This window comes from Ruegeria atlantica, assembly GCF_013033965.1.
Taxonomy (GTDB): domain Bacteria; phylum Pseudomonadota; class Alphaproteobacteria; order Rhodobacterales; family Rhodobacteraceae; genus Ruegeria; species Ruegeria atlantica_D.
This window is the reverse complement of sequence record NZ_WQFE01000001.1, coordinates 25,744-40,477: the sequence shown is the minus strand read 5'-3', so window position 1 is coordinate 40,477 and position 14,734 is coordinate 25,744. Positions and strand designations below refer to the sequence as shown.

The window sequence follows — 14,734 nt, the reverse complement described above, 5'->3', positions numbered from 1 at the left end:
ATGTCGGACCCCGACGCCTATATCGCATTGATCAGCAGCCTGCCGGGCTCTGAGCGGCTGTTCGTGGCCAAGCAGCCCCCGTTGTCGCGGCTGCGGCTGGATCGCCGCTTGACCGCGCTTACCCCTGAGGATGCGCGTGTTCTGAAAGTGTTGGAGCAGGCGTTGAACTGGAGCGCATATGACATGGACATCACGGATGCGCAGGCGGTCCAGCGATGCAATCAGGCGTTGGCCAAAATTCCGCAACCAACCTTGCGCAGCCTGTTCCTTGAGCGGATGGACCTGCGCACTGTTGTTGCCGCACTGCGCCTGCGCGCGCGTGGAGGCAATCCGCCCTCGGGAACTTATGGCATTGGACGTTGGAGCGGCCACATTCCAGCCAACTGGGGGGACCCGGATTTCCGCCTTTCGGTGCCGATGCCGTGGATCAAGGACGCGCGTCAACTGTTAGAAGCCGAGGACCCCTTGGGTCTGGAGCGGTTGTTGCTGTCGGTCAGCCATAAGCAACTGAAACGGTACGCCGCCCGCCACCTGTTCGATTTTGAGGCCGTGGCGATATACGTCCTGATCTGGAACATTTTTGATCGATGGGCGCAAAGCAACGCTCAGGACGCAGCCACAAGATTTGAGAAGCTGGCCCAGCAGGCCATGGCCAATGTCGCAGAATTCGATTTTGAGAGAGTAAGCGCATGACTGCCCAAACACCCCCGGTTCAAATCGCAACCGCCCGTGTCGTCTCGGTCCAGGAAGGGCTGGTGCAGATTCAGGCCAACCAGGATGCCGCCGGGGTTCCAGGGCAACTGGTCAAGAACGAGGTCGTGTTCATCCTGCCCTCGCGCTCAGGACCCGGTGGGCGGCAAGAGCGACTGAAGGCCGAAGTGCTACGCGTGCGTGGGGAAACGGCGGATGTTCAGGTCTACGAAAGCACCGATGGCGTGGCCGTTGGTGACCCGGTGGAACAATCGGGACAATTGCTTTCGGTCGAGCTTGGGCCTGGTCTTCTGGGGCAGGTGTTTGATGGCCTGCAATCGCCCCTGCCAAAAGTCGCCGCCGAGTTCGGGACGTTCCTGCCGCGTGGCGCAGATGTTGCTCCGTTGGACGATCAGGCGAAGTGGTCCTTCACGCCCTCGGTTAAGGTCGGGGATACGGTCACCGCAGGTGACAGCATCGGCACGGTGCCGGAGGGCCGGTTTACCCATAAGATCATGCTGCCGTTTAATTGGGTCGGAGACTATAAGGTCGTGTGGGTCCAAAAAGGCGCAGCCTCAATCCATGAGATTGTTGCGCGTCTTGAGGATGAGCAAGGCGGTGAGCACACCCTGACCCTGTGCCAGAAATGGCCCGTTCGTCGGCCCTTGCCTGAAAATATCCTGAAACGGACCTTGTCGGAACGGCTGTATCCGACCGAACCGGTTCTGACCTCGCAGCGACTGATCGACACTTTCTTTCCCATCGCGCGCGGTGGTACCGCCTGTATTCCCGGTCCGTTTGGGGCGGGTAAGACGGTGCTTCAAAATCTGATCGCGCGAAATTCCAAAGTGGATATCGTAATCGTCGTGGCCTGCGGCGAACGCGCGGGCGAGGTGGTGGAAACGATCCACGAGTTTCCCAAGATGACCGATCCGACCTCGGGCGGCAGCCTGATGGACCGGACGATTATCATCTGTAACACCTCTTCGATGCCCGTTGCGGCTCGTGAGGCGTCAATTTTCACGGGCATCACTCTGGGCGAGTATTACCGGCAGATGGGCTATGACGTCCTGCTGATCGCGGACAGTACAAGCCGCTGGGCGCAGGCCATGCGCGAGACCTCTGGCAAGCTTGAGGAAATTCCGGGCGAAGAGGGCTTTCCGGCCTATCTGGAAAGCTCGATCAAAGGCCTCTACGAGCGGGCAGGGGCGCTGAAAACCAATGATGGCGATCTAGGCAGCCTGACATTGATCGGCACAGTTTCACCCGCGGGTGGCAATTTTGACGAGCCGGTAACACAGTCAACGCTGTCCACGGTGAAGTGTTTCCTCGGGTTGTCTTCCGAGCGTGCCTACAAGCGGTTCTATCCAGCCGTTGATCCGATGCTCAGCTGGTCGCGATACACGGATCAGCTTTCGGATTGGTACGACAAAAACGCCGAACCCGGTTGGACAGGTAAAGTGCGCGATCTGCTGGCGTTGATTGAAAAAGGCGAGCAGGTAGACCAGATGATGCAGGTCACCGGCGAAGAAGGCGTCACCATCGAAGACTTCGTGACCCAGCAAAAAGCGCTGTTCGTAGATATGGTTTATCTGCAGCAGGATGCCTTTGACAAAGTAGACGCAACTGTGCCGCTTGAGCGTCAGAAGATGACATTCAAACTGGTCTATGATGTCACACAATCAACCGCGAGCTTTGCGGACAAGGGCGAGGTGCGTCAGGTATTCACGCAGCTTACCGGGCTCATGAAGAACTTCCACTATGCCGCAGAAAACACGCCGGAATTCAAATCCATCTGGGCACAGATTCAGGAGCTGTGTCGCGAAAAGTTCGGAGTGTAGATCAGGGAAGTGGTAGCCCGTAGGGGAATCGAACCCCTCTTTCCAGGTTGAAAACCTGGCGTCCTAACCGATAGACGAACGGGCCATCTGCTAATGGCACAAGCACAAGTGGTAGCCCGTAGGGGAATCGAACCCCTCTTTCCAGGTTGAAAACCTGGCGTCCTAACCGATAGACGAACGGGCCACGCTGGCTTGTGGAGGGCCTTTTACGGTTTACCTCTGACCCCCGCAAGCCGAAAAATGCAGGGATGCGAAACTTTTTTGGCAAGGGTGAAAACAGGCTCAGTTTGCCTCTGCCGCGTCCTCCAGTCTCAGCTGAACGCTTTGCCGACCGCCCCAGGTGTTGACCTCAAGCCGCCCGGCGAAATGGAACCGGGCACCACCGTGATTGGACAGCCGCTCACCCATCGGGCCGTCAAAGGCACCAAAGGCGATAGCGTCCAGACCGCCGCCCATCCCATCTGCCAGAGACAACTTCAGATGCGATTCTCCCACGCGTTTGGCAAAGCGCACCTGCAGGTCCGGCAGAGCGTAACGCGGGGCAGCGGCGCTGGCCCCGAATGGGCCAGCCTTTTCAATCTGTTCGATCAGGTCGACCGAGGCTGCGCCAGGCATAAGGGCACCGTCCAGCTTCAAATCTGCCGGTCCGCCCTTGCCCGCACCCTGTTTGGCCAGCAGTTCGCTGAGGCGTTCCATGGCGGGTTCCAACTGATCCCGCATAACTGTCAAACCGGCCGCCATCTTGTGCCCGCCACCTTTGACCAACAGGCCCTCAGCCGCCAACCGCTGGATCGATGCACCCAGATCAACACCCGAGACCGACCGCCCCGAACCTTTGCCCTCGTCCCCTTCAAAGCCGATGACAATCGCGGGCCTGTTGGCGTTTTCCTTGAGGCGGGACGCCACGATGCCAACAACGCCGGGATGCCAACCGTCGCCTGCGGCCCAGACCAACGGCGCATCCAGCCCACGCTCCTCGGCCTGTTCCATCGCCGCTGCACGGACTGCGTTTTCGATATCCCGCCGTTCGGTGTTCAACTCGTCCAGCCTCTGAGACAGAGCTTCGGCCTCGGTCATCGAGTCCGTGCTCAGCAATCGTGCGCCCAGATCGGCCTGACCAATCCGCCCGCCCGCATTCACGCGCGGCCCCAGCAGAAATCCCAGGTGATAGCTGGTGGGTGCGGAATCCATGCGCGCCACATCTGATAGCGCGACCAATCCCGGTCGTTGCCGTTGCGCCATGACCTTCAGGCCCTGCCGGACCAGTGCCCGGTTCGCGTCGATCAGCGGAGCGACGTCCGCAACGGTTGCCAATGCCACAAGGTCAAGAAATCCGATCAGGTTCGGGCCTTTGACACCAGCTTCTCGCAGTTGCCGACCGGCTTCGACCAACATCAAAAACACCACGGCAGCGGCGCAGAAATAACCCAGGTCGCCGCTTTCATCCTGTCGGTTCGGGTTCACCACCGCGACACAGTCGGGCAGCGTTTCACCACCAAGGTGGTGATCCAGCACAATGACATCTGCACCTTTTGCAGCCGCAATTGGTTCATGGCTAAGCGTTCCGCAATCCACGCAGATGATCAGGTCATGCGACGCGGCCAGTTGCTGCATCGCAGGAACGTTCGGCCCATAGCCTTCATCAATCCGGTCAGGCACATAAAGCGTCGCCTGCAACCCCAACTGGCGCAGCCACACCAGCAGCAGGGCCGCCGAGCTGCCGCCATCGACGTCATAATCAGCAAAAACTGCAATCCGTTGCTTGGTCCGGACGGCGTCCAGAAAGCGGGTGGCAGCCGTCTCCATATCTTTCATGGACCGGGGATCAGGCAGCAGCTCTTTCAGCTTTGGGTCCAGAAAACTCTGCGCTTCCATTGGCGGAACGCCGCGACGCGCGAGTACCTGACACACCGCGCGCGGCAGGCCAGCCTGCTGCACCAGCATTTCCGTTGCGCGTTCGACCTCGGCCTCCGGCCCGATCCAACGTCGTCCGGTCAGTGACTGCTCAACCCCTAAAAAGCTCATGCCTGCCCCTCATATGCCAAGGCCGGACCCTCTCGGACCCGGCCTCATTGTATTTATCGATACCTCTGTCAAAGGCAAAGGCGCAAGCGGTTACGCGTTGTCGTGCGACCACATCGGCGTGCGGTAGGACATGCGCCGCACCGAGCCGGTCTTTGACCGCATCAGCAGGGTGGTGGTTTCAACCCAGCCCGGCTCACGCTTGATGCGCGGCAACAAAGAGCCGCCGGTCACGCCGGTTGCGGCAAAGATCACGTCCGCAGTTACCATTTCATCGCGGGCATAAACGCGGTCCAGATCGGTAATGCCCGCCTTGGCGGCGCGGCCACGTTCATCATCATTGCGGAACAGCAGGCGGCCAAAGATCTGACCACCCATACATTTCAGAGCGGCGGCGGCCAGAACGCCCTCGGGCGCGCCACCCTGACCCATATACATGTCGATGCCGGTCTCTTCACTTTCGGCACAGTGCATGACACCGGCCACATCACCATCGGTGATCAGGCGGATCGAAGCACCGGTTTCACGCACTTCGGCGATCATTGCCTCATGGCGGGGACGTTCCAGAATGCAAACGGTAATGTCGGCAGGTTTGCAATCTTTGGCCTTGGCCAGCGCCTCAACGCGTTCACGCGGGCTCATGTCCAGATTCACCACGCCTTCCGGAAAGCCCGGCCCAACCGCCAGCTTGTCCATGTAGACGTCCGGCGCGTGCAGCATTGACCCGCGCGGCCCCATGGCGATCACGGTCAGTGCGTTCGGCATGTCCTTGGCGGTCAACGTGGTGCCCTCCAGCGGGTCCAGCGCGATGTCTACGCCGGGGCCGTTTCCGGTGCCCACTTCTTCGCCAATGTAAAGCATAGGTGCTTCGTCGCGCTCGCCTTCGCCGATGACGACAACACCGGCGATGTCCAGCAGGTTCAGCTGTTCGCGCATCGCGTTGACTGCCGCCTGATCCGCGGCCTTTTCGTCACCGCGTCCGACCAGCGAGGCCGAGGCCAGGGCGGCCTGCTCTGCGACCCGCGCAAGGCCCAGAGACAACAGGCGGTCGTTGAAATCGATTTTGGCAGCGCTCATTTTTTGTATCCTCAGGTCAATAAAGGCGTTTCATCGGGCATAGCCTGCGTTTTGTGCAGGCCGCAAGGGTCAAACCTCTTCAATCCGCAGTGCAACTGGCTCACCCGACACGACATCGGTCGCGCGGAGGCCTTCCAAGGCGACATCCAGCGTGGCGCGTGTGGTCTTGTGCGTAACAATCAGAACCGGCGCGGTGGCTTCGGTGTGCCCGTACTGGCGCATCCGGTCAATCGACACACCCGCATCACCCAAAATGGCGGCCACTTTCGCCAGCGCACCCGGCTTGTCGAACAGCGCAAGGCGCAGGTAATAGGGGGCGGGTAGGCCGGTTATGGCAGGTTTTGCCTCTTCCAGTGTCGTGGCGGGGCGGCCAAAGGTTGGGATCTGCAACCCCCGCGCCAGATCGCAGACGTCGCCCATCACCGCGCTGGCCGTTGGGCCTTCGCCCGCGCCGGGGCCGCGCAGAACGACTTGCTCTACCGCGTCACCTTCGACCACCACCATATTGGTGCCGCCTTCAAGCTGCCCCAAGGGCGAGCCGCTCGGTACAAGGCACGGCTGCATCCTCTGTTCCAGACCGCGCGCCGAGCGCTGAGCGACGCCCAACAGCTTGATGCGATAGCCCATATCGTCGGCCTGATGGATGTCGTCCAGGCTGATATGCTGGATGCCTTCGATCTGAATGCCGTCGAAATTCGGCTTGGTGCCAAATGCGATCGAGGACAAAAGCGCTAATTTATGTGCCGCGTCAATGCCGCCGACGTCCAGGTTCGGATCAGCCTCAAGATAGCCCAGTTCCGCGCATTCTTCGAACAGCGCGTTATAGCCCAACTCCTGCGATTGCATCCGCGTCAGGATATAGTTGCAGGTGCCATTCATCACGCCCATGACACGGGTGATTTCGTTCCCGGCCAGACCTTCAGTCAGAGATTTGATCACGGGGATACCGCCTGCAACGGCCGCCTCGAAACGGATCACGCGGCCTGCGGCCTCGGCTTTTTCAGCAAGATCCTGGCCGTGGATGGCCAACAGCGCTTTGTTCGCAGTCACCACATCCTTGCCTGCGGTCAGCGCGGCCTCGACCGATGCTTTGGCCGGGCCGTTTTCGCCGCCCATCAGTTCGACAAAGACATCGACATCGTCACGCTGCGCCAGTGCGACTGGATCTGTCTCCCACGCGTATTCCGACAGGTTGACGCCACGGTCCTTGTTCGCGTCGCGCGCAGAAACAGCGGTGATTTCGATGGCGCGGCCTGTCCGTGCCTGCAGTAGGTCTGCATGGCGGCGCACAATCCGCACGACACCCACACCAACCGTTCCCAAGCCCGCAATTCCCAGCCGCAGCGCCTGTGTCATCCCGTGGGTTCCTTTCCGCTCGAATGCCCTTGGTTTCGGGCCGTTTACCCGTTCAAAGGTGCCTTAACGGGTTCAGCGTCTGGGCGCAATCCGAGACAGCGGTAACAGGTGTTTGAAATGCGAATGCTCAGTTTGTTTGAGCGTTTTGCAGCGCCTCAGCCTTTTTGGCCAGCGCTTCGCTGCGCGTGGTCAGATCCTCTTCTATCTCGGCCGCTTCGTTCACGGGATCAATGGGCGGGCCAAGAATGTCCTGAACCGGGATCAGTTTTGGGTACGCAGCCGAACGCACATTCGGCTGTTCGCGTCCTTCCAATTCCGGAAAGTCTGCGCAGGCAGCGCAGGTCAGAAGCAGAACCAGTAGTGGCAGGGGCTTCATACCGAACCCTTTCAATGACAACTGAGACCGTGATGCACCTTTTGCGTCGACCGTTCAAGCGGGGTTCTATATGAACGGTTGTTCATATACGATGCGACCATGGCACGTACTCAAGGTTCACATTCCGATATCACCGGCCCGCGTATACGAAAAGCAGCGCTGGGGCTGTTTGCCCGGCATGGCTATGCCGCCGTGTCCATGCGCCAGATTGCAAAGGATGTGGGTGTGCAGGCGGGTGCGCTGTACAATTACACGCCTGATAAGCAAAGCCTGCTGTTTCGCCTGATGCATGACCATATGCAGGATCTGTTGGCAGCTTACGCCGAGTTGGACTCTCTGGCGGATGCCGAGACCGCGCTACGCCGTTTTGTTGGCTTCCACATCCGGTTTCATATGGAGCGGCCGGATGAAGTTTTTATCGCCTATATGGAGTTGCGCAACCTCACGCCTGAAAACTTCTCGGAAATCGAGGGCCTGCGCCGAGCCTATGAGGACTCGCTTGAGGCGATCTTACGTGACGGGCAGAAGGCTGGACTGTTCGCAGTCGCCGACACCAAGATTGCAACGCTGGCCGTGATTGCCATGCTGAATGGTGTGATGACCTGGTATCGGGCAGGCGGACGCCTGTCGCTGGACGAGGTCGAGCAGGTATATTGGGATATGGTCAGGCGCGCCGTAACGGCCTGACCAGCTTCGCCTAATCAGTGCGCCGTGCGAATGAATGTGCCGTTGCGCAATTCTTTGAACGCTTGTTCCAGTTCGGCCCGCGTGTTCATGACAATCGGTCCGTGCCAAGCAACAGGCTCATCAATCGGCGCGCCTGAGATCAACAGAAACCGAACACCTTCTGGACCTGCCTGAACCGTGACTTCATCGCCGGTTCCGAACCGCACCAAAGTGCGGTCACCGGACAGATCGCGGATGTTGACCTCTTCTCCAGCGACCTCCTTCTCCAGAAGTACGCCAGTGGGCTGTGACGCGTCGGCAAAGGCTGCCTGGCCCTGGAACACATAGGCAAACGCCCGGCGGTAGGTGTCGATGCGAAAGGTCTTTTTCACTCCGGCCGGGATGTGCACGTCCAAATATTGTGGATCGGCGGCAATGCCGTCTACCGGGCCGGTTTTGCCCCAGAACTCGCCAACAATGACGCGTACGGTGGTGCCGTCGTCATCTGTGACCTCGGGGATCTCCTTGCTTTGAACATCCTGATAGCGCGGCGCGGTCATTTTTTGATCCGAGGGCAAGTTGCCCCACAGCTGGAACCCGTGCATTTGGCCCGCACCATTTCCCTTGGGCATTTCCTGATGCAGTATCCCGGACCCGGCGGTCATCCACTGTACATCTCCTGCGCCCAATGTGCCGGTGTTCCCCAGCGAATCCGAATGCTCGACCGTGCCGGACAGAACATACGTGATTGTCTCAATGCCGCGATGCGGGTGCCAGGGGAAGCCTGCCTGATAGTCTTCGGGGCGCTCGTTCCGGAAATCGTCAAACAACAGAAATGGGTCAAGCTCGGACGGGTCCTGAAATCCGAACGCCCGGTGCAATTTGACGCCTGCGCCTTCCATCGTTGGCACGGCCTTGCGGGTTTCCAGTGTTGGTCTAAGGGACATGATGGCCTCCTGAAGTTGAGAGGATCATGTATGTTGTTGGCGATATGCGTCAATTTGCGTGCAAACACGGACGCTGTGCGCAAATTCGCAGCCTGTTGCCCTCTGTTTTTCAGTTCACAAAGCGGCTAAACCCAAACCGAGCAGAGCAGGGGACGTCAATGCAACAGGAAATTCTGGCCACGGTCAGACCGTCATCATCCAGACGTTGGGTCGGAGTGGGGATGCTGTCGACCGTGGGTGTGCTGGTTATCTATGTCGCTTTGACCACACCACCGGAACCGATCTGGCTGGTTTTTTTACTGGTTGTCGGAGTGGCGGCGTTCTGGCTGGCCTATCGCATGTGGCTTGCAACCAGCGATTGGATTGAGCTGACTGGGACCGAAATCCGAACCGGGTCAGGGCTAGTGATTGCGCGTGTCGAGGATATAGAATCCGTTGATCAAGGGGTGTTTGCGTTCAAGCCGTCAAATGGATTTCTGTTGAAGACCAAAGAAAGCGCAGAGAAGAGCTGGGCACCGGGATTGTGGTGGCGATTGGGTCGCCGGGTTGGCATAGGCGGCCTGACGACGGCCGCCGAAACCAAATCTATGCTCCAGGTGCTACACCCACTGCTGCATCCTGCTGACAAAAATGCGTAGAAGCTGGCCCCTTGACTATCGGAACAAAACGCGGCCGCGTGAAAACAAAATTTTCAAATGTGTGATCTCTGTCCAGCCAATTGGTGTCCAAAATCGGAACATAAGGTTTTGACGTTTCAACGATGATCAATGAGTCCGTATCTGCCAAAGGCGGAAGCTTTTCAATCAATGGTTCGAGATTGTCATTTGTCCAATTGCTCTCGTACCCGCATGCTGTAGACCACTCAACAAGATAGCGCTCTTCCGTACCGGCATTGTCATCTGCAGCAAAGTATTGAATCACCGACAATCGCATTTTCAGAGGCGAATTGGCGGTTACCATACGATTGTACATCAAATACATGGATTGCGCATAGGTATCGGTCAAGGGATCGTCACCCTCACCCTCACGCGAAATCAGATCACTTATCGTGTATGCAGCTTTCAGGTTCGCCGTATTTTCGCGAAAAGCATCAAAATACGTATATGTAAGCGTGACACTCCAAACGAGCATCGGAAAAATCAGCGCAGATTCCAAGGATAGGTTGCCGTTCTCCTTACCCGCAAAAGTGCCAAGTAGGTGACGGATGCGTAAAGTGAGGCGCGTCATGTCAAGGCTCCTGAACAAAGGTTGTCGTCGCCGTAAGTGTGACCAGACCATCGTCGCCTGACACAGCCCGACCCATTGCGGTCGTTGGGATAAGCGGATCGAATTTTGCGCAGGCGCGCAAGATCATCAGCGCGTTAGATCCGCCATTCGAGAACTCGCGGACCGGCTTGGCCTCTTCCGCTCTGTCTGTGCAGTCTGGAACAAGAGGGAGGTTCACGCCTGCATACGGATCCTGGACAATCATTTCCAATTGCAGGTTTTCAGAACACTTCTGCATCACAACCATATTGTCGCAGATGGCATTCTTGATGCTATCATGCCCAAAATCAGGCAAATTGATCCCAAGCCGAATGTCGCGCACAACCAGATCCATTGACCGATCCAGCATCGCTTTCTGAATCGAGACCAGCGAATACTCGATGACACCCAGAATGAAAAACATGTATAAGGGGAACCATAAGGCGAACTCAACGGTCACGCCGCCTTCCTCGGGTCGCTTGAAACGCGCCGCATATGCCAGAGCTTTGCGGATCATTGGGTCAGTCTCAACTGTTTGATATTTGTTGCAATGGCTTCAAAGACTTGTGAAAGTGTCATGTTGCTGTTGTCATCAGAGCCACCATCAAGATTGCCACCATCTTTGACTTTGAAAAAGCGACCGGTGCCGCTGGCGCAATTTCTCATTGTATTGACACCAACTTCCGGTGCTTCAAAGGCGATGGCATAGATTTCAACATTCTTGTTCTTAAGGGCAGTGCAGATATTTTCCGTCCGGGTATTTTTTTCGGTCCTACTGTGGTATGTGTAAGCTCCCTCGTGCCAGTCCCGATGGGCGGCATCCCTTCCATACCACTGGCCGTAGTTCCATCTGGCGTTCCAGTCGAGGTTTACTTGATTCCACAATTCCGCATAGGAAAGACGCCTAGAGTTGCCTTCCCCCTCAAAAGGTTCTGAGTGGCCTCTTGTTCCCTGACGGGTGTAAAAATACTCCGGCGGTTCTTCCGTGATACGAACACTGTATTCTCCGGTACGCGTCACGTCTTCGCAAACTCGATTCCCCCACCAGTCGCGCCAGCAAAATCGTTTTGCATGTTGACCGTTGGGGTTGTACCAAACATCCGAAAGCCCGCTTCTATAGGCATCGTTTATCTCCCAATTCTCAGTGTTTTCACCGTCGGTCATGACAATCAAAACCTTCTTGACGTTGGATTCGTATGCCTTTGGACGATCGTTGAGTTTCGAGGGAACGACATTATCTGCTGCCAGCTTGGCAATCACAGGTTGGAATTGCGGATCCAGCAGCCCAGCACCCCATTTGATGCCGACTTCAATTGACGTTCTTCCACTGGCACTCAGCGCTTCAATCTGCTTGTTCAGATGGTCGATGTCGTTTGTTAACGGAGTGATGGCGCTGCCGGCGCGGGTTGGGCAGACATATGGATTGCTGGATTCCCTTTCGTAATCGTCATTGGTATTCCTAGGGTCGAAGTAACCCGCGCGGTTCAGTTTTTTCGCCGGGTCGATCCAATACTCGCTGTATTCGCTTTTCGTGAAGTCGACGCAATGCGAGTAGTTATGTTCATTTGTAACACCCGGCATTTTGCTTAGAAGGGTTCCCCCTGCATTGACCTGTGTTGCATATGGTATGATTGAGATTGAGATCTTGTCCGGGTTTTCTTTGGCATACATCGTGGTCACAAAATTCTTGGCGGCGTCTTGAAGCGCTTCAAGCTTGGATAAAGTGACAAGATTTCCCTCGTCATCTTCCACCTTTGTGGCCGAGTCCCACGCCATAGATCCGGAGATATCCAAAACCAGAGAGATTTCAACAGATCCAATGGCCTCTTCCGCGACACTTGTTACCGAAGCCGTCAGTGTGGGATACCCAAAAAACCACATGAAGTGTGTAGGGACGTCGACCTCAGCATTTGCTGTAACTTTTCTGGACCCAGCGGCCGCATCATCCACAACGACGGGTTCTTTCGTAAGCTCGCCGCGGACGTCGGATTTCTCAATGTAAGATATGACTACATCTTTTGGGGGCAGTTTTTGTTTGACGTTCGCCGCTGCAAGGACTGCCCGGTCCAGCGTGCCTTGGAGGCTCGCTCTGTCGCGCTCAAAGTTCATAATGTCGACGCCAATACCCGCTGTCGCAAATATGAGCAAAAATCCTACAACAACAAAGATTATGAACGCGCCACCATCCTCGTCGCGTGAAAAGCGACGAGCAGCCGCGACTGCGTTCTCACAATTCTTGGTGTTGCACTTAAATACGCGCATTTTCATCTAGCCGACCTCGCTGAGCAGACATCCGACGCTGCTAAGGAAAAGTTAACGTTTGAAAACTAACGACGAATCGTGGCGTGAATTGGGCGGAAGTGCCAGAGTTATGGCAACTTTGCGTGCGAACCGGATATAATCGATTGGCTTTTCGATGTCTGTTTTCGGTCAGGCGACAATTTTGGGGTATTGAGCCCTGGGGGCGACTCAGCCCTTTTCGACCGTCTTCACGATGATTTCGAGTTTTATCTTTGCTTAAATATTGATCGTTTAGGCAATGGGTGCGACAAAACGTCAGAACGCTCGTCGTTCGTCGGCACGGAGGATCAAATGACGGCCACTAATGAACCCAGCTTTCGCGAAAGTGTAGATTTGATGTTTAACAGGGCGGCGTCCCTTATGGACCTGCCACCGGGGCTGGAGGAAAAGATCCGTGTGTGCAACGCCACATACACGGTTCGGTTCGGTGTCCGACTGCGCGGTGATATTCATACTTTCACCGGTTACCGTTCCGTTCATTCCGAGCATATGGAACCTGTGAAAGGCGGTATTCGTTATGCCACGGCCGTGAACCAGGATGAGGTCGAAGCGCTTGCCGCGCTGATGACCTATAAATGTGCTCTGGTTGAAACACCCTTTGGTGGATCCAAAGGGGGGTTGTGTATCGACCCCCGCAAATATGAAGAGCATGAGTTGGAGCAGATCACCCGTCGCTTCGCCTATGAATTGGCCAAGCGCGATCTGATTAACCCGTCGCAAAACGTGCCTGCCCCTGACATGGGAACCGGCGAGCGCGAGATGGCCTGGATGGCGGATCAATACGCCCGGATGAACACCACGGACATCAATTCGCGCGCCTGTGTGACTGGTAAGCCGCTGAATGCGGGCGGGATCGCCGGTCGGGTCGAGGCCACTGGGCGGGGCATCCAATACGCCTTGCGTGAATTCTTCCGCCATCCGGAAGATATGCAAAAGGCAGGGCTGTCGGGCAAACTGGATGGCAAACGTGTCATCGTTCAGGGGCTGGGCAACGTGGGTTATCACGCCGCTAAGTTCCTGAGCGAGGAGGACGGGTCAAAAATTGTCGGCATCATCGAATGGGATGGGGCGCTGTATAATCCTGACGGTATCGATGTGGAATCCGTTCGTCAGTGGATCGTCAAGCATGGCGGTGTCAGCGGCTATCCGGATGCGACCCACTCGGCCGAAGGCGGAGCGGTTCTTGAGGAAGACTGTGACATCTTGGTTCCCGCTGCATTGGAAGGGGTTATCAACCTGTCCAACGCAGACCGGATCAAGGCGCCCTTGATCATCGAGGCCGCGAACGGCCCTGTGACTGCGGGGGCGGATGAGATCCTGCGCAAGAAGGGCACCGTTATTATTCCAGACATGTATGCAAATGCGGGCGGTGTGACCGTTTCCTATTTCGAATGGGTCAAGAACTTGAGCCATATTCGGTTCGGTCGCATGCAACGCCGTCAGGAAGAGGCGCGGCACGAGCTGATCGTCAGCGAGTTGGAGCGGCTGGATCGATATCTGGGCGATGCCTGGTCGATGTCGCCTGACTTTAAGGCCAAGTATCTGCGCGGTGCTGATGAGCTGGAGCTGGTTCGCTCGGGCCTCGATGACACCATGCGGATTGCCTATCAGTCGATGCGTGAAGTCTGGCACAGCCGCGACGATGTCGAGGATCTGCGGACGGCGGCCTATATTGTGGCCATTGATCGTGTGTCCAAAAGCTATCGCGCCAAAGGGCTGTGATGGTCTGAAAACCGGGGCAATTTGGCTTTGTCAAGTTGCCCCGACTGCGAAGATGGGACGCCTTAATCCCGTCAGATACGCTGAAAACGGTAATGGCAGGCGACGTCTGCGACAGGTAAGCTGCAGCGACAGAATCGATTACCGGAGTTCCCTATGTTGCGTATCACCTTGGCCGCCGCTTTGCTGGCCACCCCGTTGGCTGCGGAAGAGACCAAAGAGCAAAGCTGCCAATACCAGGCTGATGTTGTTGCGGCGATCCAGAAGGCTCGGCTGGACCGTGTGAAAGAGCGCGACGTGCCCCAGGCGGTTGCTGATGCCGCACCAACCTGGCCCGAGAACTACAATGCCGCCATCCCGTTGATCGCACCTTGGGTCTACGAACAAAAGATGCGCGACGTGCGCAAAAAGGATCTGGGCGCCGCGTGGCTTGAGCTGTGTTTGCAGCAATAATCCACAGCACTTTCATTTCCCTGTGGACAAACGCGCGTCAC

The 14,734-nt window shown here is 57.0% G+C and carries 14 protein-coding genes and 2 tRNA genes; 6 read left to right on the top strand and 10 right to left on the bottom strand.

From position 1 onward, the window contains the following. On the top strand, window positions 1–693 hold the full coding sequence (locus GOW16_RS00235; protein WP_170409121.1) for a hypothetical protein: 693 nt from the start codon (window positions 1–3) through the stop codon (window positions 691–693). Beyond that, the gene (locus GOW16_RS00230; RefSeq protein WP_170409119.1) at window positions 690–2,531 is read left to right on the top strand and encodes a V-type ATP synthase subunit A; all 1,842 of its coding nucleotides are present in this window, start codon (window positions 690–692) and stop codon (window positions 2,529–2,531) included. Before GOW16_RS00235 ends, GOW16_RS00230 begins: the two co-directional genes overlap by 4 nt. A 10-nt stretch (window positions 2,532–2,541) precedes the next feature. On the opposite strand, the gene GOW16_RS00225 is transcribed toward GOW16_RS00230, so the two are convergent. From GOW16_RS00225 to GOW16_RS00200, 6 genes are all read right to left on the bottom strand, one after another. After that, window positions 2,542–2,616: transfer RNA gene (locus GOW16_RS00225), tRNA-Glu, on the bottom strand. Between the two features lie 24 nt (window positions 2,617–2,640). Continuing rightward, window positions 2,641–2,715 (bottom strand) — tRNA-Glu (locus tag GOW16_RS00220). Between the two features lie 98 nt (window positions 2,716–2,813). After that, on the bottom strand, window positions 2,814–4,556 hold the full coding sequence (gene recJ, locus GOW16_RS00215) for a single-stranded-DNA-specific exonuclease RecJ (protein WP_170409117.1): 1,743 nt from the start codon (window positions 4,554–4,556) through the stop codon (window positions 2,814–2,816). Between the two features lie 90 nt (window positions 4,557–4,646). After that, complete coding sequence (gene glpX / locus GOW16_RS00210) at window positions 4,647–5,630, bottom strand: class II fructose-bisphosphatase (RefSeq protein WP_170409115.1); 984 nt, start codon at window positions 5,628–5,630, stop codon at window positions 4,647–4,649. 69 nt (window positions 5,631–5,699) lie between these two features. Then, a complete protein-coding gene (locus GOW16_RS00205) occupies window positions 5,700–6,986 on the bottom strand; it encodes a homoserine dehydrogenase (RefSeq protein ID WP_170409113.1) in 1,287 nt (428 codons plus the stop codon). Between the two features lie 127 nt (window positions 6,987–7,113). Then, window positions 7,114–7,362 carry a hypothetical protein gene (locus tag GOW16_RS00200; RefSeq protein WP_170409111.1) on the bottom strand — a complete coding sequence of 83 codons (249 nt, stop codon included), beginning with the start codon at window positions 7,360–7,362 and terminating at the stop codon, window positions 7,114–7,116. A gap of 99 nt (window positions 7,363–7,461) precedes the next feature. Here GOW16_RS00200 and GOW16_RS00195 point away from each other — a divergent pair, with 99 nt between their 5' ends. Continuing rightward, a complete protein-coding gene (locus GOW16_RS00195; protein ID WP_170409109.1) occupies window positions 7,462–8,049 on the top strand; it encodes a TetR/AcrR family transcriptional regulator in 588 nt (195 codons plus the stop codon). Window positions 8,050–8,063: 14 nt separating this feature from the next. On the opposite strand, the gene GOW16_RS00190 is transcribed toward GOW16_RS00195, so the two are convergent. Further along, window positions 8,064–8,975, bottom strand: coding sequence for a pirin family protein (locus tag GOW16_RS00190; protein ID WP_170409107.1), 912 nt, complete (start codon window positions 8,973–8,975; stop codon window positions 8,064–8,066). Between the two features lie 158 nt (window positions 8,976–9,133). Between GOW16_RS00190 and GOW16_RS00185 the strand changes: the two genes are divergently transcribed. Then, window positions 9,134–9,613, top strand: coding sequence for a hypothetical protein (locus GOW16_RS00185; RefSeq protein ID WP_170409105.1), 480 nt, complete (start codon window positions 9,134–9,136; stop codon window positions 9,611–9,613). Here the strand turns inward: GOW16_RS00185 and GOW16_RS00180 are convergent. From GOW16_RS00180 to GOW16_RS00170, 3 genes are read right to left on the bottom strand one after another with little or no spacing between them, the layout of a single operon-like run. After that, window positions 9,561–10,202, bottom strand: a complete 642-nt coding sequence (locus GOW16_RS00180) for a TadE/TadG family type IV pilus assembly protein (protein ID WP_170409103.1) — start codon at window positions 10,200–10,202, stop codon at window positions 9,561–9,563. The two genes, GOW16_RS00185 and GOW16_RS00180, sit on opposite strands and share 53 nt — an antisense overlap. Before the next feature lies 1 nt (window position 10,203). Continuing rightward, on the bottom strand, window positions 10,204–10,737 hold the full coding sequence (locus GOW16_RS00175) for a TadE/TadG family type IV pilus assembly protein (RefSeq protein ID WP_170409101.1): 534 nt from the start codon (window positions 10,735–10,737) through the stop codon (window positions 10,204–10,206). After that, window positions 10,734–12,488 carry a TadE/TadG family type IV pilus assembly protein gene (locus GOW16_RS00170; protein ID WP_170409099.1) on the bottom strand — a complete coding sequence of 585 codons (1,755 nt, stop codon included), beginning with the start codon at window positions 12,486–12,488 and terminating at the stop codon, window positions 10,734–10,736. The genes GOW16_RS00175 and GOW16_RS00170 overlap by 4 nt, the downstream gene beginning before the upstream one ends. A 324-nt stretch (window positions 12,489–12,812) precedes the next feature. On the opposite strand from GOW16_RS00170, the gene GOW16_RS00165 reads away from it, so the two are divergent. Next, window positions 12,813–14,243: a Glu/Leu/Phe/Val family dehydrogenase gene (locus GOW16_RS00165; RefSeq protein ID WP_170409097.1), complete on the top strand. Its 1,431-nt coding sequence runs from the start codon at window positions 12,813–12,815 to the stop codon at window positions 14,241–14,243. 153 nt (window positions 14,244–14,396) lie between these two features. Further along, a complete protein-coding gene (locus GOW16_RS00160) occupies window positions 14,397–14,693 on the top strand; it encodes a hypothetical protein (protein ID WP_170409095.1) in 297 nt (98 codons plus the stop codon). The last annotated feature ends 41 nt before the right edge of the window (window positions 14,694–14,734 follow it).

Bases quoted from the DNA above. Each gene is read 5' to 3' on its own strand.
- GOW16_RS00185 (WP_170409105.1), top strand. From the start codon at position 9,134: ATGCAACAGGAAATTCTGGCCACGGTCAGACCGTCATCATCCAGACGT.
- GOW16_RS00195 (WP_170409109.1), top strand. From the start codon at position 7,462: ATGGCACGTACTCAAGGTTCACATTCCGATATCACCGGCCCGCGTATA.
- recJ (WP_170409117.1), bottom strand. From the start codon at position 4,556: ATGAGCTTTTTAGGGGTTGAGCAGTCACTGACCGGACGACGTTGGATC.
- GOW16_RS00165 (WP_170409097.1), top strand. From the start codon at position 12,813: ATGACGGCCACTAATGAACCCAGCTTTCGCGAAAGTGTAGATTTGATG.
- GOW16_RS00175 (WP_170409101.1), bottom strand. From the start codon at position 10,737: ATGATCCGCAAAGCTCTGGCATATGCGGCGCGTTTCAAGCGACCCGAG.
- GOW16_RS00230 (WP_170409119.1), top strand. From the start codon at position 690: ATGACTGCCCAAACACCCCCGGTTCAAATCGCAACCGCCCGTGTCGTC.
- GOW16_RS00205 (WP_170409113.1), bottom strand. From the start codon at position 6,986: ATGACACAGGCGCTGCGGCTGGGAATTGCGGGCTTGGGAACGGTTGGT.
- GOW16_RS00180 (WP_170409103.1), bottom strand. From the start codon at position 10,202: ATGACGCGCCTCACTTTACGCATCCGTCACCTACTTGGCACTTTTGCG.
- GOW16_RS00235 (WP_170409121.1), top strand. From the start codon at position 1: ATGTCGGACCCCGACGCCTATATCGCATTGATCAGCAGCCTGCCGGGC.
- GOW16_RS00170 (WP_170409099.1), bottom strand. From the start codon at position 12,488: ATGAAAATGCGCGTATTTAAGTGCAACACCAAGAATTGTGAGAACGCA.
- GOW16_RS00200 (WP_170409111.1), bottom strand. From the start codon at position 7,362: ATGAAGCCCCTGCCACTACTGGTTCTGCTTCTGACCTGCGCTGCCTGC.
- glpX (WP_170409115.1), bottom strand. From the start codon at position 5,630: ATGAGCGCTGCCAAAATCGATTTCAACGACCGCCTGTTGTCTCTGGGC.
- GOW16_RS00190 (WP_170409107.1), bottom strand. From the start codon at position 8,975: ATGTCCCTTAGACCAACACTGGAAACCCGCAAGGCCGTGCCAACGATG.
- GOW16_RS00160 (WP_170409095.1), top strand. From the start codon at position 14,397: ATGTTGCGTATCACCTTGGCCGCCGCTTTGCTGGCCACCCCGTTGGCT.